Origin of the sequence: Pseudoduganella aquatica (assembly GCF_020865585.1) — a bacterium.
GTDB classification, from domain to species: domain Bacteria; phylum Pseudomonadota; class Gammaproteobacteria; order Burkholderiales; family Burkholderiaceae_D; genus Rugamonas; species Rugamonas aquatica_A.
Genome location: NZ_CP086370.1, coordinates 6,070,202 through 6,091,684, shown reverse-complemented (window position 1 = coordinate 6,091,684; position 21,483 = coordinate 6,070,202). Strand labels below are relative to the sequence as shown.

Annotated in this window: 19 protein-coding genes; 16 read left to right on the top strand and 3 right to left on the bottom strand. The window is 64.2% G+C overall.

Translation table 11 applies throughout. The features are described from left to right. The first annotated feature begins 82 nt into the window (after positions 1 to 82). The 3 genes from KT882_RS27085 (at position 83) to KT882_RS27075 (ending at position 2,744) form a co-directional block, all read left to right on the top strand. On the top strand, positions 83 to 1,138 hold the full coding sequence (locus tag KT882_RS27085; RefSeq protein WP_228893779.1) for a sensor domain-containing diguanylate cyclase: 1,056 nt from the start codon (positions 83 to 85) through the stop codon (positions 1,136 to 1,138). Positions 1,139 to 1,159: 21 nt separating this feature from the next. After that, complete coding sequence (locus tag KT882_RS27080; RefSeq protein ID WP_161073921.1) at positions 1,160 to 1,450, top strand: DUF427 domain-containing protein; 291 nt, start codon at positions 1,160 to 1,162, stop codon at positions 1,448 to 1,450. 67 nt (positions 1,451 to 1,517) lie between these two features. Next, positions 1,518 to 2,744 (top strand): metal-dependent hydrolase, encoded by a 1,227-nt coding sequence (locus tag KT882_RS27075; protein ID WP_228893778.1) that lies wholly within the window; start codon positions 1,518 to 1,520, stop codon positions 2,742 to 2,744. Between the two features lie 20 nt (positions 2,745 to 2,764). Here the strand turns inward: KT882_RS27075 and KT882_RS27070 are convergent, their stop codons facing one another. Further along, complete coding sequence (locus KT882_RS27070) at positions 2,765 to 3,616, bottom strand: oxidoreductase (protein ID WP_161073919.1); 852 nt, start codon at positions 3,614 to 3,616, stop codon at positions 2,765 to 2,767. Positions 3,617 to 3,725: 109 nt separating this feature from the next. Here KT882_RS27070 and KT882_RS27065 point away from each other — a divergent pair, with 109 nt between their 5' ends. The 5 genes from KT882_RS27065 (at position 3,726) to KT882_RS27045 (ending at position 8,728) form a co-directional block, all read left to right on the top strand. Next, complete coding sequence (locus tag KT882_RS27065; RefSeq protein ID WP_228893777.1) at positions 3,726 to 4,661, top strand: LysR family transcriptional regulator; 936 nt, start codon at positions 3,726 to 3,728, stop codon at positions 4,659 to 4,661. Continuing rightward, the gene (locus KT882_RS27060; protein WP_308807759.1) at positions 4,658 to 5,566 is read left to right on the top strand and encodes a LysR family transcriptional regulator; all 909 of its coding nucleotides are present in this window, start codon (positions 4,658 to 4,660) and stop codon (positions 5,564 to 5,566) included. The genes KT882_RS27065 and KT882_RS27060 overlap by 4 nt, the downstream gene beginning before the upstream one ends. Before the next feature lie 194 nt (positions 5,567 to 5,760). Continuing rightward, complete coding sequence (locus KT882_RS27055; protein WP_161073917.1) at positions 5,761 to 6,993, top strand: CmpA/NrtA family ABC transporter substrate-binding protein; 1,233 nt, start codon at positions 5,761 to 5,763, stop codon at positions 6,991 to 6,993. 9 nt (positions 6,994 to 7,002) lie between these two features. Continuing rightward, complete coding sequence (gene ntrB / locus KT882_RS27050) at positions 7,003 to 7,923, top strand: nitrate ABC transporter permease (RefSeq protein ID WP_161073916.1); 921 nt, start codon at positions 7,003 to 7,005, stop codon at positions 7,921 to 7,923. A gap of 1 nt (position 7,924) precedes the next feature. Further along, entirely contained in the window at positions 7,925 to 8,728 is an 804-nt protein-coding gene (locus KT882_RS27045; protein WP_161073915.1) for an ABC transporter ATP-binding protein, read from the top strand. A 106-nt stretch (positions 8,729 to 8,834) separates the two neighbouring features. Here the strand turns inward: KT882_RS27045 and tsaD are convergent, their stop codons facing one another. Next, the gene (tsaD, locus tag KT882_RS27040) at positions 8,835 to 9,875 is read right to left on the bottom strand and encodes a tRNA (adenosine(37)-N6)-threonylcarbamoyltransferase complex transferase subunit TsaD (protein ID WP_161073914.1); all 1,041 of its coding nucleotides are present in this window, start codon (positions 9,873 to 9,875) and stop codon (positions 8,835 to 8,837) included. A 216-nt stretch (positions 9,876 to 10,091) separates the two neighbouring features. On the opposite strand from tsaD, the gene KT882_RS27035 reads away from it, so the two are divergent. Continuing rightward, positions 10,092 to 10,406, top strand: a complete 315-nt coding sequence (locus tag KT882_RS27035; RefSeq protein ID WP_161073913.1) for a Rieske (2Fe-2S) protein — start codon at positions 10,092 to 10,094, stop codon at positions 10,404 to 10,406. 4 nt (positions 10,407 to 10,410) lie between these two features. Here the strand turns inward: KT882_RS27035 and KT882_RS27030 are convergent, their stop codons facing one another. Beyond that, positions 10,411 to 11,469 (bottom strand): 3-deoxy-7-phosphoheptulonate synthase, encoded by a 1,059-nt coding sequence (locus KT882_RS27030; RefSeq protein ID WP_161073912.1) that lies wholly within the window; start codon positions 11,467 to 11,469, stop codon positions 10,411 to 10,413. A 127-nt stretch (positions 11,470 to 11,596) separates the two neighbouring features. Here KT882_RS27030 and ybiB point away from each other — a divergent pair, with 127 nt between their 5' ends. The 7 genes from ybiB (at position 11,597) to KT882_RS26995 (ending at position 21,470) form a co-directional block, all read left to right on the top strand. Next, a complete protein-coding gene (gene ybiB / locus KT882_RS27025; protein ID WP_161073911.1) occupies positions 11,597 to 12,553 on the top strand; it encodes a DNA-binding protein YbiB in 957 nt (318 codons plus the stop codon). A 124-nt stretch (positions 12,554 to 12,677) separates the two neighbouring features. After that, positions 12,678 to 13,886, top strand: a complete 1,209-nt coding sequence (locus KT882_RS27020; protein ID WP_161073910.1) for a BaiN/RdsA family NAD(P)/FAD-dependent oxidoreductase — start codon at positions 12,678 to 12,680, stop codon at positions 13,884 to 13,886. Positions 13,887 to 14,078: 192 nt separating this feature from the next. Then, on the top strand, positions 14,079 to 14,291 hold the full coding sequence (rpsU, locus tag KT882_RS27015) for a 30S ribosomal protein S21 (protein WP_008451879.1): 213 nt from the start codon (positions 14,079 to 14,081) through the stop codon (positions 14,289 to 14,291). A gap of 134 nt (positions 14,292 to 14,425) precedes the next feature. Then, entirely contained in the window at positions 14,426 to 14,875 is a 450-nt protein-coding gene (locus KT882_RS27010; protein WP_161073909.1) for a GatB/YqeY domain-containing protein, read from the top strand. Positions 14,876 to 15,069: 194 nt separating this feature from the next. Continuing rightward, entirely contained in the window at positions 15,070 to 16,866 is a 1,797-nt protein-coding gene (gene dnaG / locus KT882_RS27005; protein ID WP_161073908.1) for a DNA primase, read from the top strand. A gap of 492 nt (positions 16,867 to 17,358) precedes the next feature. Further along, positions 17,359 to 19,557: an RNA polymerase sigma factor RpoD gene (gene rpoD / locus KT882_RS27000; protein ID WP_228893776.1), complete on the top strand. Its 2,199-nt coding sequence runs from the start codon at positions 17,359 to 17,361 to the stop codon at positions 19,555 to 19,557. Positions 19,558 to 20,561: 1,004 nt separating this feature from the next. Further along, entirely contained in the window at positions 20,562 to 21,470 is a 909-nt protein-coding gene (locus tag KT882_RS26995; RefSeq protein ID WP_228893775.1) for a helix-turn-helix transcriptional regulator, read from the top strand. Positions 21,471 to 21,483: the final 13 nt, after the last annotated feature.

Genomic DNA, 21,483 nt, shown 5'->3' with positions numbered 1-21,483 from the left:
GCGGTTTTTTTGCGCTAAACTTGTCGATGTAGCACCGAAGCTTATAGACTAGACAAGCGCAACGACGCTACGAAGGGACGCCATGCTGGCCGCAGAGAATATTTACCCGAATATATACCCACTCAGTTATGCCATTCCGCCGGACGACGCGCGCCGCGTAAGCGCGCTGCAGCGCTACCACGTGCTGGACACCCCCGCCTGCGAGGAATTCACCTTCCTGACCGAACTGGCCGCGCAGCTGTGCGGCGTGCCGTACGCCTTCATCACCCTGGTGGACGCCGGGCGCGCCTGGGTGAAAGCCGCCACCGGCCTGGCGCTGGACACCTTGCCGCGCGAGCAAAGCTACTGCTCGCTGGCCGTGCTGGGCCAGCAAGCCACCGAAATCGAAGACCTGAGCGCCGACCCGCGCACCGCCGAGATGCCGCTGACGGTGTCCGCCCCCCATATGCGCATGTACAGCAGCGTGGCGCTGACCGCGCCGGACGGCTACGCCATCGGCGCGCTGAGCGTGATGGACAGCCGGCCGGGCCGTCTCGTTCCCGAGCAGGCGCGCAGCCTGCGCCGCCTGGCCGCGCAGGCCATGGCGCTGCTGGAAGCGCGCGCCGCGCGGCACGCGCTGCAGGCGGCCCGGGCCGAACTTGCCGAATTGTCCACCACCGACGAGCTGACGGGCTTGCACAACCGCCGCTCCCTGCTGGGCAAGCTGAGCTTTGAAGTGGCGCGCACGCGCCGCTTCCGCACGCCGCTGTCGGCCCTGATTATCGACCTGGACGGCTTCAAGGCCGTCAACGAACGCCACGGCAGCGACGCGGGCGACCTGGTGCTGGCCAACGTCGGCCGCCTGGTGCGCGAGAACGTGCGCGTGATCGACCTGGCCGGTCGCTACGGCGGCCAGGAAATCTGCGTGCTGCTGCCCAACACGCCGCTGGAAGGCGCGCTCAAGCTGGCCGAAAACCTGCGCGCCAAGCTGGCTGCGCAAATCCACCGCGAAGCAGGGCGCTTGCTGCCGGTCACGGCCAGCATCGGCGTCGGCGCCTTCAACCACATGGACATCAGCGACGGCGACAGCCTGCTGCGCCAGGCCGAGCAGGCGCTGGCGCGCGCCAAGGCGAGCGGACGCGACCGCGTCGAAAGTTAATTCAGCCCACAGGAGGCAGCCATGCCCAAAGCAATCTGGAACGGCGAAGTGATCGCCGAAGCGAATGACGACGAAGTGCAGATCGTGGAGAACAACGTCTACTTCCCGATCGGGAAAGTGGCCGAGGAATACCTGCAGGAAAGCGAGCACACCACCACCTGCCCGTGGAAAGGCAAGGCCAACTACTACCATCTGCTGGTGGACGGCAAGGTCAACGAAAACGCCGCCTGGTTCTACCGCCACCCGTCCGACAAGGCGCAGCACATCAAGGACCACGTCGCCTTCTGGCACGGCGTGGAAGTGCAGCGCTAGCGTGGTGTAGGTGGAAAAGTTGTAAGCCAGCCATTTTCCTGCCCCGGGTTCGGGTAACATCCGGGGCATGGATAACATCACCCACACCGTCGTCGGCCTCGGCGTCGGCGAACTGGTGCAGCGCAGCCTGCCCGCCGAACCGGACGAAGCAGGCCAGCGCACGCGGCACCGCCTGCTGCTCACCGCCTGCGCCGCCGCCAGCAATTTCCCCGACCTCGACCTGTTCCTGACCCGGCTGCTGCCCGACCCGCTCGGCTACCTGCTGCAGCATCGCGGCCACACGCACACCTTGCTCTATGAAGTGCCGCAGGCCCTGCTGCTGGTGGCGCTGCTATGGCTGCTATGGCCGAATGCGCGGGCGCTGCTGCGGCGCAGCCAGCACGCGCGCGCCGGGCTGGGCGCGGCGGTCGTGCTGGGCTTCCTGCTGCACATCGGCATGGACTTCCTCAATTCCTATGGCGTGCATCCTTTCTATCCCTTCGACGGACGCTGGTTCTATGGCGACATGATCTTCATCATCGAACCGGTGTTCTGGGTGGCGTTCGGCGCGCCGCTGATCATGGCGATCGGCCGGCCGTGGCTGCGCTGGCTGATGCTGGCCGGGCTGGCGGGCGCGCTGTGCTACTTCGCCGCGCGGGGCTATCTGGGGACGGTGTCGCTGGCGGCCTTGCTGGCGCTGGGCGCCGGGCTGGCTTGCCTGAAAGCGGCACGGCGGCGCAGCCGGCGCGCGATGGCGCTGGCGCTGCTGGTCAGCGTGGGCTTCGTCGCGGCGCAAGGCGTGGCCGGCACGGCGGGGCGACAGCGCGTGCAGGCTGCGCTGCAGGCGGCCGATCCGCAGTCGCGCATCCACGACGTCGCCATGACCGCTTTTCCGGCGCAGCCGCTGTGCTGGGCTTTTGTTTCGATAGAGTCCAATGTAGCGGCAGGCAGCTACCGCCTTCGGCGCGGGCTGGTCAGCCTGGCGCCCGGCTGGCTGACGCCGCAGCAATGCCCCTCGGGCCTGCTGGACCCGCCGCCGCACCGCGCCGCCGCTCCGGGCGTCGAGCTGTACAGCGAGGTCAGCGGCAAGCTGGCCGAACTGCGCAGCCAGGCGGACGGCAACTGCTGGCTGTCGGCCTGGCTGCGTTTCGCGCGCATGCCCGCCATCACCGGCGCCACCGCCAGCGACATGCGCTTCGCCACCACGCCGCGCGGCAACTTCACCACGCTGGACCTGGCGGCGACCGCCGGACGCGCCTGTCCCGCCGGCGTCCCCGCCTGGACGCCGCCCCGCGCCGATCTGCTTGCCCGCTAGCGGCCGGGGCTGCGGTGGCCTCAGGCCGCCTGTGGCAGCACGTCGTCATGGTCGGTGGACAGCGACAGGCTGATCCACTCGCCCAGTTCCTGCTCCACGAAGCGGTTCTTCTCGCGCACCATGCGCACCGTGTCGCTGCCCAGCATCAGGCGCACGGGAGGCTGCGCGCTGTCGGCCAGCTTCAGGATGGCCAGCGACAGCTTGCGCGGATCGCCCGGCTGCTTGAGGCTGACGCTGGCGGCGAAGGTGCGCATGGCGCCCACGGTGCCGGCATAGTCGTCCAGGCGCGCATCGGTGGACACCAGCGAATTCCCTTCCAGGAACTCGGTGCGGAAGTAGCCCGGCTCGACCACCGTGACGTGGATGCCCAGCGGCCGCACTTCCTCGGCCATGGCCTCGCTGATGCCCTCCACCGCAAACTTGGTCGAGCCGTACACGCCCCAGCCCGCGTGGGCCGTGTAGCCGCCCACGGACGAGATATTCATCACATGGCCGCCGCCCTGCCGGCGCATATGCGGCAGCACGGCGCGGGTGACGTTGAGCAGGCCAAACACATTGGTGTCGTACAGCGCGCGCACCTCCGCGTCGCTAGCCTCCTCGACCGCGCCCAGCAGGCCGTAGCCGGCGTTGTTCACCAGCACGTCGATGCGGCCGAAACGGTCCACGGCGGCGCGCGCGGCCAGCACGGCGGCCGCCTCCTGCGTCACGTCCAGGCGCAGCGCCAGCAGATTGGGATGGGCGCCGATGGCGTCGATCACCGCTTGCGGGTTGCGGGCGGTGGCTGCCACACTGTCGCCGCGCGCCAGCGCATCTTTCGCCATCAGGACGCCGAAGCCGCGCGATGCACCGGTGATAAACCATACTTTAGACATGCTGTTCTCCTTGAGATGTGGTGGGATGTTGATGGAGGCCAGTTTAGGCCGCCTGCCTCTGCTACACTAGCCACCATAAAGGCGTTTGATTTTCACCTTCTGGTTGTAAATGGATACTTCCCGCGTTATCACTTTGTTTATCGCCGTGGTCCGCGCCGGCAGCTTCAGCCAGGCGGCGGCCGAGGCCGGGTTGTCGCCGCAGGCCGTCAGCAAAGCCGTGCGCCAGCTGGAGGACAGCCTCGGCGTGCGCCTGTTCCACCGCACCACGCGCAGCCTCAGCCTGACGGAGGAGGGCGAGCGCCTGTTCGAGCTGGCCAGCCCCGGCCTGCGGCTGCTGGACGAAGCGCTGGAAAACGTGCGCAACAGCCGCAAGGACATGGACGGCGTTATACGGGTGGCGGCACCCACCTCCTTCGGCCAGCACATGCTGATCCCGCTGGTGCGCGACTTCCAGGACCTGCATCCCGGCGTGCAGTTCGACCTGCTGCTGGAAGACCACTTCACCGACCTGATCGACGCCAAGATCGACGTCGGCTTCCGGGGCGGCAACCCGCCTGAGCGCAACCTGGTCTCGCGCCGCATCGGCGACATCGGCCTGTACATCTGCGCCGCGCCGCGCTACCTCGAAAAGCACGGCGCGCCGCAGACGGTGGACGAGCTGGCCGCGCACCGCTGCACCGGCTTCCGCCAGCCCAACACCGGCCGCCTGGTGCCGTGGGAACTGCGCATCGACGGCGGCACGGTCTACAAAGACATCCCCACGGTGGCCAGCTTCAACACGGTGGAAGGCGAAGTGCAGGCCGTGCGCGAAGGCGTCGGCATTGGCCAGCTGGCCGCCTACATGGCCGAAGCCGACATCGCCGCCGGCCGCCTGGTGCACCTGCTGCCGCACACCGTCACCGTCAACAGCGGCGTCTACATGTACTACCAGCAGCGCACCCAGATGCCGCAGCGCGTGCGCCAGTTCATCGACTTCGCCTCCGAGCGCGCCCCCGGCCTGTTCCCAAAAATTAAGCACCCCACCCGGTTTTGTTTGGAGAAATGATGGATAGATTGCATTTGATGGGGGTGTTTGTCGCCGTGGGCGAGGAGCAGAGCTTTGCGGGCGGGGCGCGGCGGCTGGGGATGTCGCCGCCGGCCGTCACGCGCGCCATCGCCGCGCTGGAGGAGCGCCTCGGCGTGCGATTGCTGGACCGCAGTACGCGCCATGTGCGCGTCACCGAGGCCGGCCAGCGCTATCTGGACGATGCGCGCCGCATCATCGCGGAGGTGGACGAGGCCGACGAGGCCGCCGCCGGCAGCAACGCCGCCCCGCGCGGCCACTTGTCGGTGACGGCGCCGGTGCTGTTCGGCCGCCAGTACGTCACGCCCGGCATCGTCGAGTATCTGCGCCGCTATCCGGGCATGGAGGTCAACGCCATGTTTGTGGACCGCGTGACCAATATGCTGGAGGAGGGCATCGATGTGGCGGTGCGCATCGGCGATCTGCCCGATTCGAGCCTGCGCGCCGTCACCGTGGGCCAGGTGCGGCGCGTGATCTGCGCCGCGCCGTCTTATCTGGCGGAACACGGCACCCCGTCCGCGCCCGAGGCGCTGGCGGACCATGTGATCGTGACGTCGTCCGGTTCGAGCGGTGCGCCGGACTGGCGCTTTGCGCAGGCGGGCCGCGCGCAGTCGCTGCGCTTGAAGCCGCGCCTGGTGGTCAACAGCAACGACGCGGCGATCGAGGCGGTGCGGCGCGGCTTCGGTGTCACGCGCCTGCTGTCTTACCAGGCCGAGGCGCTGCTGGCGTCCGGCGAGCTGGTGCTGCTGCTGGAGGAGTACGCCACGCCCGGTGTGCCGGTCAGCATCGTGCATCGCGACAGCCGGCAGGGTTCGGCCCGCATCCGCAGCTTCGTCGACCTGATGGCGGAGCGCCTGCGCGCCGTGCCGGTGCTGCAGCCGCTTTAGGGCGCCGGCCCGGCGCCAAATGCGCACTTGGTGCGCCTGCTTTTGGTGCGCCGCACAATATCGGTGCTGAAAATACACTTCTTTCCCCGCGTTTGACAGCCGCCGCCCCGTAATCGGGCTGGCACAGCTATTGCAAAGCTAGTGGCAGGGCAGGCGTCCGCCTGCCGCAGTTCACAAACTAGCATGGGGATAAGATGGACAGCAAAATCAGCTTGACTCGCCGCAGCCTGTTGAAAGCCGGCGCCGCCACCGCAATCTCCGGCCTTGCCACGCAGGGCGTCTGGGCCGCCGGCTCGGACAAGCCTGAAAAAGAAGAAGTCAAAATCGGTTTCATCCCGCTGACCGACTGCGCCTCGGTGGTGATGGCTTCCGTGCTGGGCTTCGACAAGAAATACGGCATCAAGATCGTGCCCAGCAAGGAAGCTTCCTGGCCCAGCGTGCGCGACAAACTGGTGAACGGGGAACTGGACGCGGCGCACGTGCTGTATGGCCTGGTCTACGGCGTGCACCTGGGCGCCGGCGGTCCCAAGAAGGATATGGCCGTGCTGATGAATCTGAACCACAACGGCCAGGCCATCACGCTGTCGAAAAAAGTGTCCGACAAGGGCGGCGTGGACGGCCCCTCGCTGGCCGCGCTGATGAAGAAGGACCCGCGCGAGTATTCCTTCGCGCAGACCTTCCCCACCGGCACCCATGCCATGTGGCTGTACTACTGGCTGGCCAGCTACGGCATCAATCCCATGAAGGACGCCAAGATGATCACCGTGCCGCCGCCGCAGATGGTGGCCAATATGCGCATCGGGAATATGGACGGCTTCTGCGTGGGCGAGCCGTGGAACCACCGCGCGATCGTGGACGGCATCGGCATCACCGCCACCACCACCCAGGAGATCTGGCGCGACCATCCGGAGAAGGTGCTCGGCACCAGCGCCGAATGGGTGAAGAAGTATCCCAACACGGCGCGCGCGCTGACCGCCGCCATCCTGGACGCCAGCCGCTGGATCGACGCGTCGCTGTCGAACAAGCTGAAGATGGCCGAAACCATCGCCGACAAGTCCTATGTGAATACCTCGGTGGACGTGATCAACCAGCGCATCCTGGGCCGCTACCAGAATGGCCTGGGCAAGACCTGGGACGATCCGAATTCGATGAAGTTCTTCAACGACGGTTCGGTGAACTTCCCCTACCTGTCGGACGGCATGTGGTTCCTCACGCAGCAGAAGCGCTGGGGCCTGCTCAAGGCCGAGCCGGACTATCTGGCGGTGGCCACGCAGATCAACCAGGTCGATGTGTACAAGGACGCCGCCGCCATGGCCAAGGTGGCCGTGCCGAAGTCCGCCATGCGCAGCGTGAAGCTGATCGACGGCACCACCTGGGACGGCAAGAATCCGAAAGCCTACGCCGATTCATTCAAGATCAAAGCATAAGGAGCAGCCATGAGCGCAGTTCTGCACAATATCGCCGCCGTGCCGGTAAAGGACGCCGTGAAGGAAGCCGTGAAGGAAGCCGCGCCGGAGAAGCCCGCGCGCAGCGAGCGCATCGCCGCCAAGGGCATCAAACTGGAATCGGGGAGTGCGCGCATGCGGCCCTACGTGATGAAGTATCTGCCGCCGCTGATCGGCCTGGCGCTGCTGGTGCTGGCCTGGCAGATCCTGGCTTCCAAGAACAGCAGCTTCCCCACGCCATGGGCCACCTGGGAGGAGGCGGTCAAGCTGTTCTCGGACCCGTTCTACCGCAAGGGGCCGAACGACCAGGGCATAGGCTGGAACGTGCTGGCTTCGCTCCAGCGCGTGGGCATGGGCTTCGGCCTGGCGGCGCTGGTGGGCATACCGCTGGGCTTCATCATCGGCCGCTTCCCCTTCATGTACGGCATGTTCAGCCCCATCATCAGCCTGCTCAAGCCGGTGTCGCCGCTGGCCTGGCTGCCGATTGGCCTGCTGGTTTTCAAGGCCGCCGATCCGGCAGCCATCTGGTCGATCTTTATTTGCTCGATCTGGCCGATGATTATCAACACGGCGGTGGGCGTGCAGCGCGTGCCCCAGGACTACATGAACGTGGCGCGCGTGCTCAGCCTGTCCGAATGGAAGATCGTCACCAAGATCCTGCTGCCTTCCGTGCTGCCTTACATGCTCACCGGCGTGCGCCTGGCCATCGGCACCGCCTGGCTGGTGATCGTGGCGGCGGAAATGCTGACCGGCGGCGTGGGCATCGGCTTCTGGGTCTGGGACGAGTGGAACAACCTGAACGTGCCGCACATCCTGATCGCCATCGGCGTGATCGGCGTGGTGGGGCTGCTGCTGGAATGGGCGCTGGTGTCGCTGGCCAAGGCATTTACCTACGAACAAGTGGAGAACTGATATGAGCGCGAAATTCATCGACATCAGCAAGGCCGAGATGGTGTTCAACACCAAGAAGGGCCAGTTCCATGCGCTGGCCAATGTGAACCTGACGGTGGAGCAGGGCGAGTTCATCACGCTGATCGGCCACTCCGGCTGCGGCAAGTCCACGCTGCTGAACCTGATCGCCGGGCTGACCACGCCCACCGGCGGCACCATGATCTGCAACGGCCGCGAGATCGCCGGGCCTTCGCCCGAGCGCGCGGTGGTGTTCCAGAACCACTCGCTGCTGCCGTGGCTGACCTGCTATGAGAACGTGTACCTGGCGGTGGAGCGGGTGTTCAGCGCAAAGGAGAGTAACAAGCAGCTGCAGGAGCGCACCTGGGCCGCGCTGGCGCTGGTGGGCTTGACGGCGGCGGCGGGCAAGCGGCCGAACGAGATCTCGGGCGGCATGAAGCAGCGCGTGGGCATCGCGCGCGCGCTGGCGATGGAGCCGAAAGTGCTGCTGATGGATGAACCCTTCGGCGCGCTGGACGCCCTGACGCGTGCGCACTTGCAGGACGAGCTGCTGCGCATCGTGGCGGCCACCGGATCGACGGTGGTGATGGTGACGCATGATGTGGATGAAGCGGTGCTGCTGTCGGACCGCATCGTCATGATGAGCAACGGGCCTGCGGCGACGATAGGGGATATCGTGCAGGTGCGGCTGGCGCGTCCGCGCGACCGGCTGGCGCTGGCGCAGGACCCGCTGTATATCGATTACCGCAGCAGCGTGCTGGAGTTCCTGTACCACCGGCAGGGGCGGCCGGCGCAAAGGGCCGCGTGAGCGCCTGGCGGGTTACGCTACGCTAACCCGCCCTACGAATTTGCAAGGGGCATGTGCTGATGCGTAGGGCGGGTTAGGCGGCGCCAGCCGCCGTAACCCGCCAAATTCAAATCACCCGCAGCTCGTCCAGCGGCCAGCGCGGACGCACATTGAAGGAGTAATCCTTCTTCGCTGCGTCCGGGTTGATCATCAGCCGCATGGCGCCGGCAAAGGCGATCATGGCGCCGTTGTCTGTGCAGAACTCCAGCTCCGGGTAATACACTTTGAAGCGCTTCTTGGCCGCCGCCGCGTTCAGCGAAGCGCGCAGCTGCGCATTCGCGCCCACGCCGCCGGCGATCACCAGCCGCTTCAGGCCGGTGTGCTTGAGCGCCGACACGCACTTGGCCGTCAGCACTTCCACAATGGCGTCCACAAAGCCGCGCGCGATATTCGCCTTGTCCTGCTCGCAGATATTGGCGATCACCTTTTCCTCGTGGTTCTTCACCACCGTCAGCACCGCCGTTTTCAGGCCGGAGAAGCTGAAGTTGAAGTCCTTGGTGTGCATCATCGGGCGCGGCAGCTTGTAGGCCGCCGGGTCGCCGAATTCGGCCAGGCGCGAAATGGCGGGGCCGCCCGGATAGCCCAGGCCCAGCAGCTTGGCGGACTTGTCGAAGGCCTCGCCTGCCGCGTCGTCCAGCGTTTCGCCCAGCAAGGTGTACTGGCCCACGCCGTCCACCCGCATCAGCTGCGTATGGCCGCCGGACACCAGCAGCGCGATAAACGGGAACTCCGGCGGCTGCGAGGCCAGCAGCGGCGACAGCAGATGGCCTTCCAGGTGGTGTACGCCCAGCACCGGCTTGTCCAGCGCCATGCCCAGGCTGCAGGCGATGGACGAACCGACCAGCAGCGCGCCCGCCAGGCCGGGGCCTTGCGTGTAGGCGATGGCGTCGATATCGGCCAGCTGCTTGCCTGCGCCGGCCAGCGACTGCTCCAGCAGCGGGATGGCGCGCCGGATATGGTCGCGCGAAGCCAGTTCGGGCACCACGCCGCCGTACTCCTCGTGCATGGCCACCTGGGAATAGAGGGCATGGGACAGCAGGCCGTGCTCTGTGTCGTACAGAGCCAGGCCGGTTTCGTCACAGGAGGATTCAACGCCGAGAACAATCATTGGGACCGTGCAAAGTGAAAGGGGAATCCGCCATTGTAATGGAAAGCGGGCGCAGCCCGCACCAAAGGGGCCCGCCGATGCACACCCGTAGGGCGGCGGCACGGCGGCGGTAGGGCGCGTTAGCGTAGCGTAACCCGCCATCGAGCCGCCAATAGCGTCTTCACCGCTGGCATCCCTCTTGCTTTAGATCCCATATAGCATCGAAGGAGCCAAACCATGGCTGAGTACTGGAAACTGATCTGCAAGCTGAAGGACATTGCCCCGCAGGGCGTGCGGCTGGTGCCGCGCGGGCTGGCGTGGCAGGAACTGCCGGGCGTTGCGGTGATCCGCACGCTGGACGACCAGGTCTTCGCGGTGCTGGACGGCGGCCGGCCCGAGCAGGGCGCCGTGCGCCACTACGCCGTCAAGCTGGAGGACGGCAAGATCTACCTGGACCTGAATGAACTGAACGCCCCCGCCAGCCGCGCCGAGGCGGCGCTGGCGGGAGCCTTCGGGGTAGCCCCCCACGTCGGCGCCAACCCCTGGGCTTGATGCTTTAAGGACGCTTCAGCAGTTCCGCATGCGCCTTGCGCAGCATCTCAGCCGTGGTGTCCCAGTCGATGCAGCCGTCCGTCACCGAGCAGCCGTACTTCAGCTCGCTCAGATCGGCCGGGATCTTCTGGTTGCCGCCTACGATGTTCGACTCGATCATCACGCCCACCAGCGACTGGTTGCCGTGCGTGATCTGGTTCACCACGTCCGTCATCACCAGCGGCTGCAGCTCGGGCTTCTTGTAGCTGTTGGCGTGCGAGCAGTCCACCACGATATTGGCCGGCAGCTTGGCCTTGGCCAGCGCCTGCTCGGCGATGGTCACGGACACCGAGTCATAGTTCGGACGGCCGTCGCCGCCGCGCAGCACCACGTGGCCGTAGCCGTTGCCGCGCGTGCGCACGATGGACACATTGCCTTCGCCGTTAATGCCCAGGAAGGCGTGCGGATTGGCCGCCGACAGAATGGCGTTGATGGCGATGCTGATGTCGCCGTCGGTGCCGTTCTTGAAGCCCACCGGGGTCGACAGGCCGGACGACATTTCGCGGTGCGTCTGCGACTCGGTGGTGCGCGCGCCGATCGCGGTCCAGGCGATCAGGTCGCCCAGGTACTGCGGCGAGATCGGGTCGAGCGCTTCGGTCGCGGTGGGCAGGCCCAGTTCGCACACGTCCAGCAGGAACTGGCGCGCCTTTTCCATGCCCACGTCCACGCGGAAGGAGTCGTCCATGTCCGGATCGTTGATATAGCCCTTCCAGCCGGTGGTGGTGCGCGGCTTCTCGAAATACACGCGCATTACCAGCAGCATGGTGTCGGCCACTTCGGCTTGCAGCGCCTTCAGGCGGCGCGCATAGTCCAGGCCGGCCACCGGGTCGTGGATGGAGCAGGGGCCGACTACCACGAACAGGCGCTTGTCCTTGCGGTCCAGGATGGCGCGCAGGTCGGCGCGGCCCTGCATGACGACGGCCGACGCGGCGTCGGTCAGCGGCAGTTTCGCGTGCAGTGCGGACGGAGTCGGCATGGACGCGAAGTTGGTAACGTTTACGTTTTCGATGTCTGGCGAGATCATGATTCGGTGCCTCAACTCATTATTTTAATCAGGGGGACCTATAAGTGTAGCCGAATTGCCAGTTTGATGCGGGCGGCACTGCAATGCAGCAATCCTGGGCGCTGGCTCTTGTAGTAAGCTCTCCACCATGACGACACATCCCAACCCATTCCCTGCGGCAAGGTTCATCAAAGAAATCGGCCGTGGCAAGAAAGGCGCGCGCAGCATGACGCGCGCCGACGCCCAAGAACTGTATCAAGCCATCCTGGACGGCCGGGTCTCCCAGCTGGAACTGGGCGGCATCCTGCTGGCGATGCGCATCAAGGGCGAGTCCGTGGACGAGATCGCAGGCTTCCTGGACGCGGCGGAAGCCTCGTTCACGCCCCTGCAAGCGCCTGCGGGCGGCTGCGCGCCGGTGCTCATCCCCACCTACAACGGGGCCCGCAAGATGGCCAACCTGACGCCGTTGCTGGCCCTGCTGCTGGCGCGCGAGGGCGTGCCGGTGCTGGTGCACGGCGTGCCGCACGACCTGGGCCGGGTGGCCACCGCCGAGGTGTTTGCCGAACTGGGCATCCATGCTGCCGGCAGCCATGCCGAAGCCGAGGCGGCGCTGGCGTCGGGCAAGCTGGCCTTCATCACCATCGACGCGCTGGCGCCCAAGCTGGCCCATATGCTGTCGCTGCGCCGCATCCTGGGCGTGCGCAACTCCACCCACACGCTGGTGAAGATGATGCAGCCCTTCGCCGGCCCGGCGCTGCGGCTGGTGTCCTACACCCATCCGGAATATCTGGAGATGCTGGGCGAATACTTCTGCACGGCGGCTGCGCCCGAACGCGGCCACGCCTTCCTGATGCGCGGCACCGAGGGCGAAACGGTGGCCAACGCCAACAAGGGCCAGCGCATCGACTGGTTCCATGATGGCGAGCGCACCGTGCTGGTGGAAAAGCAGCTCACGGCCGAAGAGGAAGTGGTGCTGCCGGAGGACAAGAGCGCCGCCGCCACCGCCGCGTGGATCGCCTCCGTGCTGCGCGGCGACATCGCCGTGCCCGCCTCCATTGCCGAGCAGGTGGCCCAGGTCGCCAAGGTCGCGCGCAGCCTGGCCTGATGTGCCGCAATGCATGATGAAGCGTAGGGCGGGTTAGCGGGAACCGCGTAACCCGCCAAGCGCCGCCGGTCCGGCCGCCAAGTCAGAGTACAATGGCCGGTTTTGAAGCGGAATCGGAGCAGTGATGGCGAAATTTGATGTGGCGGTAATCGGCGCGGGCGCGGCGGGTATGATGTGCGCGGCCGAGGCCGCCAAACGTGGGCGCCGGGTGGTGCTGATCGACCACGCCGCCAAGCTGGCCGAAAAAATCCGCATTTCCGGCGGCGGCCGCTGCAACTTCACCAATATCAACACCAGCCCGGCCAACTTCCTGTCCGAAAATCCGCACTTCTGCAAGAGCGCGCTGTCGCGCTACACGCCGTCGGACTTCCTGGCGCTGGTGCGGAAATACCGCATCGCCCACCACGAAAAGCACCGTGGCCAGCTGTTCTGCGACGACTCGGCCGAACGCATCATCGAGATGCTGAAGGCCGAATGCGCGGCGGGCGACGTGCACTGGCGCATGCCGTCCAAGGTCGCCTCCGTGGAACAGATGGACGACGGCAGCTTCTACCTCGCCACCGACACCGGCGACATCGAATGCGACAGCGTGGTGATCGCCACCGGCGGCCTGTCGATTCCGAAAATCGGCGCCAGCGGCTTCGGCTACCAGATCGCCGAGCAGTTCGGCCTGAATATCGTGCCCACCCGCCCGGCGCTGGTGCCGCTGACCTTCGACGCCGACACCTGGGCGCCGTTCGCGCCCCTGTCCGGTATTTCGCTGGAAGTGGACGTGGAGACCGGCAGCCTGAAGGGCCGCAAGCCCGACGGCGCGCGTTTCCGCGAAGACCTGCTGTTCACCCATCGCGGCCTGTCCGGCCCGGCCATCCTGCAGATTTCCAGTTTCTGGCAACCCGGCGCGCCCATCGTCATCAACCTGCTGCCGGAAATGGACGTGGCCCAGGAGCTGATCGAGGGCAAGCAGACCGTCAAGAAGCAGCTGGGCAACGTGCTGGCCCAATGGCTGCCGGCCCGCCTGGCCGAAGGCCTGTTGCAGCTGCACGGCCTGGCCGCCGACGCCCGCCTGGCCGACATGCAGGACGCCGTGCTGCGCAAGCTGGGCGCGGCCATCAACCAGTGGACCATCACCCCCAACGGTTCCGAAGGCTACCGCAAGGCCGAGGTGACCCGGGGCGGCGTGGATACGCGCGAGCTGTCCCAGCAAACCATGATGGTGGGCAAGGTGCCTGGCCTGTACTTTATCGGCGAGGCGGTGGACGTGACGGGGTGGCTGGGCGGCTACAATTTCCAGTGGGCCTGGGCTTCGGGTGTGGCGGCCGGCCAAGCAGTCTGATATGATTGCATTCCGGCGTGTGTTTTGCCGCCGGAGTCAGGTGTTGGCAGGACGAAAAGGTTGCTCAAAAACAGACAGTTTTCTAGATGAAACTGGCCTGTTGAGCCGGTTTTCCGTCCAAAGGTCTTCCCAATTTGGCCGAATACTGCTAATATCTTTATCTTCCTAAAATCTAACGGTTTGAATTTTTACATGACCACTATCCGCCTTAAAGAAAACGAGCCGTTCGAAGTTGCAATGCGTCGCTTCAAACGCACCATCGAAAAAACCGGCCTGCTGACCGAACTGCGCGCACGCGAGTTCTACGAGAAGCCAACCGCAGAGCGCAAGCGCAAGCTGGCAGCTGCCGTGAAGCGTCACTACAAGCGCATCCGCAGCCAGCAACTGCCTAAGAAACTGTTCTAAGACTGTTGTTTCAGGATAGCCCGGCAGTACGGCGTCGCGCCGCGGGCTCATCCTGTCCAGTCGCATGCCCGCTCCGGTTCGCCGCAGCGGGTTTTCGCATTTTGCGCCACGATTTTTCCCAGTGAGAACGAACAATGAGCTTGAAACAACAGATTAGCGATGACATGAAGGCCGCCATGCGTGCCAAGGAAGCCGGCAAGCTGGCCACCATCCGCCTGATGCTGGCGGAAATCAAGCGCAAGGAAGTGGACGAGCAGATCGAAGTGAGCGACGAGCAAGTGGTCGCCATCGTCGACAAGATGATCAAGCAGCGCAAGGACTCCATCACCCAGTTCGAAGCCGGCAACCGCCAGGACCTGGCCGACATCGAAAAAGCCGAGTTGGAAGTGCTGATTGCCTACAAGCCGGCCGGCCTGTCGGACGAAGTGGTGGCCGCCGAAGTGGCCGCCGCCGTGGCCGCCTCGGGCGCCGCCGGTCCGCAGGACATGGGCAAGGTCATGGCCATCGTCAAGCCCAAGCTGGCCGGCAAGGCCGACATGGCTGTCGTGTCCGCGCTGATCAAAAAAGCGCTGACCCCGGCCTGATCCGGGTGCCGGCCCGCCATGCGCCGCAGGCGGCTCCGGCGGGTTACGCTCCGCTAACCCGCCCTACCGGTGCTGGCGTAGGGCGGGTTAGGCGGCTCGCCGCCGTAACCCGCCATCGCGCCGCCGATTGATCAGCCTCAAGCCGATCGCTCGCGCGGCAGTATAGCCTCTGATGTAGAACAAGACTGATCGCCGTGATACCTCAATCCTTTATCTCCGATCTATTGAACCGCGTCGACATCGTGGACGTGGTCGGCCGTTATGTGCAGCTCAAAAAGGGCGGCGCCAACTTCATGGGCCTGTGCCCGTTCCACAACGAAAAATCCCCCAGTTTCACGGTCAGCCCCACCAAGCAGTTCTACCACTGCTTCGGCTGCGGCGCGCACGGCACCTCGATCGGCTTCATGATCGAATACTCCGGCATGGGCTTTGTCGATGCCGTGAAGGAGCTGGCGCAGAACTGCGGCATGGTCGTGCCCGAGCAGGACGACAAGATACCGCCCGCCCAGCGCGCCCAGATGCAGGCCCAGAGCATGGCCCTGTCCGAGGCCATGAACCTGGCCGCCGACTACTACAAATCCCAGCTGCGCTCGGCCCCGAACGCCATCGGCTACCTGAAAAGCCGAGGCCTGACCGGCGAAATCGCGGCCCGCTTCGCGCTCGGCTTCGCGCCCAACGGCTGGGACAACCTGCGCAGCGTGTTTCCCAACTACGAGGCGCTGGCGCTGGTCGAGGCCGGCCTGGTGATCGACCGCGTGGACGAGGAGGGCAACCACCGCAAGCGCTACGACCGTTTCCGCGAGCGCGTGATGTTTCCAATTCGCAACACCAAGGGCCAGGTGATCGCCTTTGGCGGCCGCATCATGGAGCAGGGCGAGCCTAAGTACTTGAATTCCCCCGAAACGCCTTTATTTTCCAAGGGTCACGAGCTGTACGGCCTGTTCGAGGCGCGCCAGGCCATCCGCGACGCCGGCTATGTGCTGGTGACGGAAGGCTATATGGACGTGGTGGCGCTGGCGCAAATGGGTTTCCCGCAGTCGGTGGCGACCCTGGGCACGGCCTGCACCAGCACCCACGTGCAGAAACTGTTGCGCCAAACAGACACCGTGATCTTTAGTTTTGACGGCGACAAGGCCGGCCGCCGCGCTGCCCAGCGCGCGCTGGAAGCCTGCCTGCCCCATGTGTCGGACAACAAGACCATCAAGTTCTTGTTCCTGCCGGCCGAGCACGACCCGGACAGCTATATCCGCGAATATGGCGCCCCGGCCTTCGAGCAGCAGGTGCACGAGGCCATGCCGCTGTCGCAGTTCCTGCTGCGCGTGGTGTCCGCCGAGCATGATTTGAGCGAGCCGGAAGGGCGCGCGCGGGTGCAGTTCGAGGCCAAGCCGCTGCTGCAGGCCATGACGCCGTCGGCGCTGCGGCTGCAGATCGTGCGCGGCCTGGCCACCATGACGCAGAGCAGCCCGGGCGAGATCGAGCAGCTGTACGAGCTGAGCAAGCCGGTGGCCGAGGTGCGCAGGGCGCCGCAGCGCAGCAGCCGTCCGCAGCCCGTGGGCCTGGAGCTGCAGATCGTGCGGCACCTGGTGGCGCACCCGCCGCTGGCCTTCACGATAGACGAGGCGGGCCTGGGCGCATTCACCAACTTCGGCGAGGAAGCGGCCGAGCGCCTGTACCAGCTGATCGCGGCGGCCATCGCGCTGGGGCCGCAGGGCAGCTTCGCCGCGCTGGCGCAGCATTTGAAGGAGCAGGGCAGCGAGTACGACGGCATCATCAGCGAGATCGCCGCCGAGCCGGAGTCGGATTTCGACGCCATCAAGACGTATCTGAGCAGTGCCATCCGCCAGATCCGGACCGACGCGCTGAAAGCCGAGCTGGCACAGTTGTTCGCGTCCGGTTTGTCTTCCAGCGAAATTGGTGTACGCTACCGCGAAATTACGGCTATGCAAGACCAGTTGTTACGGGAGGCCGAAGCGGAGCTATCAGCCCGCTAGTCTCACGGGGCTGCGCCCCTATGAGACGGGCCGGGCGGGGTCTGGAAATTGTAAAGTAGCGTGCTATAATAAAACGCTAAGTATTGAGTGCTTAGCTTTGTTGTTTCAGTTCGGAATTCTGTTTGTTTTCAGTAAGTTAGGCTCTTGATCGGTGCGGCGGGCGGTAAGGCTGCGGCACCGTAGGCCGGGGCCGGAATGTTGCCGGATCATGGCCGGATGGCGCAGTCGGTAACCGCCCAGGCGCGGCGCCTGCCTCCGGACACTGGTGGATCTAGCCCCCTTGCGCTGTCTACAGTAGAATTTCTGCCGAGTACGGTCCCGGGTTTGGGCCGGCGGTGGAGGTTCCTGTGTGCGCAGGAGCCAGAAGGTATAAGTATTCGTAGCGGTGTTGCAAGAACTTTATCCTAACCCGTAAAGCAAGTCGTTGTGTAATCGAAAGCGCCTGTGCCAACAAAGAAACCTGAATCCAAAGCGGCTGCAAAGCCGAGCAAAGTGACCGCCAAGGCCGCCAAAACGGCCGACAAACCGGAAACGCGTGTTACCAACACGCCGCCGGCGGTAAGCCAGACCACCGATGCCGCCGCCTTGGCAGCCATCGATACTTCAGGCTATGTGCTGCCTTCAGTGAAGGTGCCGGGCCGCCGTGGCCGCAAGCCGAAAGAATTCCAGCCCGAGAACGACGAAGTGGCCGCGCTCAACGCGGTCGAGCGCGCCGAGCTGAAGGCGGTCGACAAGGCCAAGGCCAAGGACCGCAAGGCCAAGGAAAAAGCGCTGCTGAAGGACGCCTTCTCGTCCGACACGGAAGCGACCGAGGAGGAACTCGAACGCCGCCGCCAGAAACTCAAGACCCTGATCAAGTTCGGCAAGGAACGCGGCTTCCTCACATACGCCGAGATCAATGATCACCTGCCTGAAAATATCGTCGATCCGGAAGCGATCGAGGGCATTATCGGCACCTTCAACGACATGGGCATCGCCGTCTACGAGCACGCGCCGGACGCCGAGACCCTGCTGCTGTCGGACAATGTGGCCACCGTCACCAGCGACGACGAAGCCGAAGCGGCCGCCGAAGCGGCCCTGTCCACCGTGGACTCCGACTTCGGCCGCACCACCGACCCGGTGCGCATGTATATGCGCGAAATGGGCTCGGTCGAGCTGCTCACGCGCGAAGGCGAGATCGAGATCGCCAAGCGCATCGAAGACGGCCTGAAGGACATGATCCAGGCCATTTCCGCCTGCCCGGTGACCATCGCCGAGATCATCGCCGCCTCCGAGCGCATCCGTAACGACGAGATCAAGATCGACGAGATCGTCGACGGCCTGGTCGACGAAAGCGAAGGCGAGCCCGCGCCCGCCCCGGCCGCCGCCGCCTCGGACGACGAGGAAGAGGACGAGGACGAGGAAGAGGAAGAGGCCGAAGAGGAAGAGGAAGCGGCCGGCGCATCGGGCGCCGCCGGCTACTCGGCCGAACAGCTGGAGCAGATGAAAAATGCTGCGCTGGAAAAATTCGACCTGATCTCGCAGCAGTTCGACAAGATGCGCCGCGCCTTCGAAAAGGACGGCTACAGCTCGAAAGCCTACGTCAAGGCGCAGGAAGCGATTTCCTTCGAACTGCTGGGCATCCGCTTCACCGCCAAGGTGGTGGAAAAGCTGTGCGACACCCTGCGCGGCCAGGTGGACGAAGTGCGCCACATCGAGAAGCAGATCCTGGACGTGGCGGTGAACAAGTGCGGCATGCCGCGCGCCCACTTCATCAAGGTCTTCCCGGGCAATGAAACCAACCTGGAATGGGTCGACGGCGAAGTGGAAGCCGGCCACGCCTACAGCGCCATCCTGGGGCGCAACATTCCGACCATCAAGGAACTGCAGCAGCGCCTGATCGACCTGCAGGCCCGCGTGGTGCTGCCGCTGCCGGACCTGCGCAACATCAACCGCCAGATGGCGGCCGGCGAGATGAAGGCGCGCAAGGCCAAGCGCGAAATGACCGAGGCCAACTTGCGCCTGGTGATTTCCATCGCCAAGAAATACACCAACCGCGGCCTGCAGTTCCTGGACCTGATCCAGGAAGGCAACATCGGCTTGATGAAGGCGGTGGACAAGTTCGAGTACCGCCGCGGCTACAAGTTCTCGACCTACGCCACGTGGTGGATACGCCAGGCGATCACGCGCTCGATCGCCGACCAGGCGCGCACCATCCGCATCCCGGTGCACATGATCGAGACCATCAACAAGATGAACCGCATCTCGCGCCAGATCTTGCAGGAAACGGGCGCCGAGCCCGATCCGGCGACCCTGGCCATCAAGATGGAAATGCCGGAAGACAAGATCCGCAAGATCATGAAGATCGCCAAAGAGCCGATCTCCATGGAAACGCCGATCGGCGACGACGACGATTCCCATCTGGGCGACTTCATCGAGGACAACAACACCCTGGCCCCGTCCGACGCGGCGCTGCACGCGTCCATGCGCGGCGTGGTCAAGGACGTGCTGGACTCGCTGACGCCGCGCGAAGCGAAGGTGCTGCGCATGCGTTTCGGCATCGAAATGTCGACCGACCACACGCTGGAAGAGGTCGGCAAGCAGTTCGACGTGACGCGCGAGCGCATCCGCCAGATCGAAGCGAAAGCGCTGCGCAAGCTGCGCCACCCTTCGCGTTCGGACAAGCTGAAAAGCTTCTTGGAAGGCAACTAGGCACTTGACGGGAGCGTCGGTTCCGCCTATGCTCCCGTGTCCGTTTAATCAACGGTTGCAGTACCCAGGGCCTCTAGCTCATGCTTGGTTAGAGCAGCGGACTCATAAACCTTGTGTATCGAAAAGGTGCATAAAGGGAAGTCGTTTAGATTCAAAGATTTACGGTTGATTTCTTGCTCGTTTTGAGGTGCGCAAAACGCTGTCTGGTCCATTTCTGGTCCGGCGCGCACCGGACGGCAGGGCTCCAGAGCCTCGACTTGTCGGTGGGGCGGTATAAGTAGTACAGGTTTCGGGCCTCTAGCTCATGCTTGGTTAGAGCAGCGGACTCATATGTAAATGTGCCTTGCGATGGGAAACCGCGTAAGGGATGGTGTCAAATTCGGTGAAACCTAAGCGCAGCGATGCGTAAGGCAATGCCGAGCCAAGCTTCAGTGCGAAAGTGCTGTTGAAGGTGTAGAGACTAGACGGCACCCACCTACGGCGCAAGCTATGGTGAAGGCATAGTCCAGGGAGTGGCGAAAGTCACACAAACCAGAATCCGTTGGTGCCGTGTTCGACTCACGGGAGGCCCACCAAACAATGAAAAAGCCAACCCTGCGGGGTTGGCTTTTTTTTAGCTGAACGCCCTCGGGCTCGTCCAGTGTTTCATGACGAGTGGTTAGACCTATGTTTTTCCGAGGAGGTACTGGCTGGCCTGACATCTCCAGTCAGGTCACGTTTGAATGACAAAGCCCTGCTTTTCTCGCTTAAATTGATATGATCCTCCCGAGCGCCGCTGGCCAAGGCGGCAGTTCTTCTTATCCACGAAAACTCTTTGAAATTCAACGTACCCGGTGCTGACTGGTGCGGCATTGCCTGCATTGCATTTTTATCGTTTAGCAATGCTACAATGTATTTCCAAATGGAAATTGCAGAGATATTGTGCATGAAATTGTTTGCCCGTACTTTGCCAGTCCTCCTTTGCCGCGACACAACCTGTCGTTCGCCGCGAATATAGTGTCTCCATGGCATCCAATTACACTACCAAGATCAGCAAGGGCGAAAAACTCGCCCAGCGCCTGTCCCGCATCCTGGCACGCCTGCACCAAGGTGATCGCATCGATAAACGTCAGTTGGCCGAGGAACACGATGTGGATGTGCGCACTATTGAACGCGACATGGGGGAGCGGCTACTTGGAATCGCCGAACGTGATGCGGATGGCCGCTGGCAACTGACGCACGCCGCCCGCAGTACGATTCCAGTCAAGTACCTACATGGCTACGCGCGTATGGCCGGCACCGAGTATCTTTTTCCGGACGGCAGCCTGCGCTACTTGCTGCAGCAATTGAATATGCCCGAACATCGTCGGGTCACCCAGGTACAGGTGATCCCCCACGAAGACCTGCAGGGCAGCCGCATCTTTACCGCATTGCATGCCGCCATCGCCAGTCAGCACAGTTGCAGCTTCATTTACAAGAATAGACTGCGGCTTGCCCAGCCTTACCGGCTGATCCATAAAAATGGCGTCTGGTATCTGGCGGCGGAAGACAGCGGGCGGCTCAAGAACTTCAGCGTGGCGCTGATCGATCAGCTGGAGGTGGATGAAGCCAGCCGCTTTCCTCTCAACCGCGCCCACAGCGACTACATCGACGCCAAGGACGATGTATGGTTTACCACCGAAACGACGGACGTTCTGTTGCGGGTCGGCCCGGACATCGCGCACTACTTCAACCGCCAGCAACTACTGCCGCAGCAACAGCAACGACTGGACGGCGACGGCTCCTTGCTGGTCACCACGCAAATCAATCACATCAATCAATTAATGCCGGTGGTGCGGCATTGGTTACCGCATGTGCGAATTCTCAAGCCTAAAGAGTGGCACGACGAGCTGGTGCTCGGCTTGAAGCAGGCGATTCAGCTGTGGGAAGAATGAAATCAAGTTTGGT

What these genes read in the sequence shown, in the direction of transcription:
- KT882_RS27080 (WP_161073921.1), top strand. Translation starts at nt 1,160, where the DNA reads ATGCCCAAAGCAATCTGGAACGGCGAAGTGATCGCCGAAGCGAATGAC.
- ybiB (WP_161073911.1), top strand. Translation starts at nt 11,597, where the DNA reads ATGACGACACATCCCAACCCATTCCCTGCGGCAAGGTTCATCAAAGAA.
- KT882_RS27030 (WP_161073912.1), bottom strand. Translation starts at nt 11,469, where the DNA reads ATGATCTCGCCAGACATCGAAAACGTAAACGTTACCAACTTCGCGTCC.
- ntrB (WP_161073916.1), top strand. Translation starts at nt 7,003, where the DNA reads ATGAGCGCAGTTCTGCACAATATCGCCGCCGTGCCGGTAAAGGACGCC.
- KT882_RS27075 (WP_228893778.1), top strand. Translation starts at nt 1,518, where the DNA reads ATGGATAACATCACCCACACCGTCGTCGGCCTCGGCGTCGGCGAACTG.
- KT882_RS26995 (WP_228893775.1), top strand. Translation starts at nt 20,562, where the DNA reads ATGGCATCCAATTACACTACCAAGATCAGCAAGGGCGAAAAACTCGCC.
- KT882_RS27060 (WP_308807759.1), top strand. Translation starts at nt 4,658, where the DNA reads ATGATGGATAGATTGCATTTGATGGGGGTGTTTGTCGCCGTGGGCGAG.
- KT882_RS27045 (WP_161073915.1), top strand. Translation starts at nt 7,925, where the DNA reads ATGAGCGCGAAATTCATCGACATCAGCAAGGCCGAGATGGTGTTCAAC.
- KT882_RS27055 (WP_161073917.1), top strand. Translation starts at nt 5,761, where the DNA reads ATGGACAGCAAAATCAGCTTGACTCGCCGCAGCCTGTTGAAAGCCGGC.
- KT882_RS27065 (WP_228893777.1), top strand. Translation starts at nt 3,726, where the DNA reads ATGGATACTTCCCGCGTTATCACTTTGTTTATCGCCGTGGTCCGCGCC.
- KT882_RS27020 (WP_161073910.1), top strand. Translation starts at nt 12,678, where the DNA reads ATGGCGAAATTTGATGTGGCGGTAATCGGCGCGGGCGCGGCGGGTATG.
- KT882_RS27010 (WP_161073909.1), top strand. Translation starts at nt 14,426, where the DNA reads ATGAGCTTGAAACAACAGATTAGCGATGACATGAAGGCCGCCATGCGT.
- KT882_RS27070 (WP_161073919.1), bottom strand. Translation starts at nt 3,616, where the DNA reads ATGTCTAAAGTATGGTTTATCACCGGTGCATCGCGCGGCTTCGGCGTC.
- tsaD (WP_161073914.1), bottom strand. Translation starts at nt 9,875, where the DNA reads ATGATTGTTCTCGGCGTTGAATCCTCCTGTGACGAAACCGGCCTGGCT.
- rpsU (WP_008451879.1), top strand. Translation starts at nt 14,079, where the DNA reads ATGACCACTATCCGCCTTAAAGAAAACGAGCCGTTCGAAGTTGCAATG.
- KT882_RS27035 (WP_161073913.1), top strand. Translation starts at nt 10,092, where the DNA reads ATGGCTGAGTACTGGAAACTGATCTGCAAGCTGAAGGACATTGCCCCG.
- KT882_RS27085 (WP_228893779.1), top strand. Translation starts at nt 83, where the DNA reads ATGCTGGCCGCAGAGAATATTTACCCGAATATATACCCACTCAGTTAT.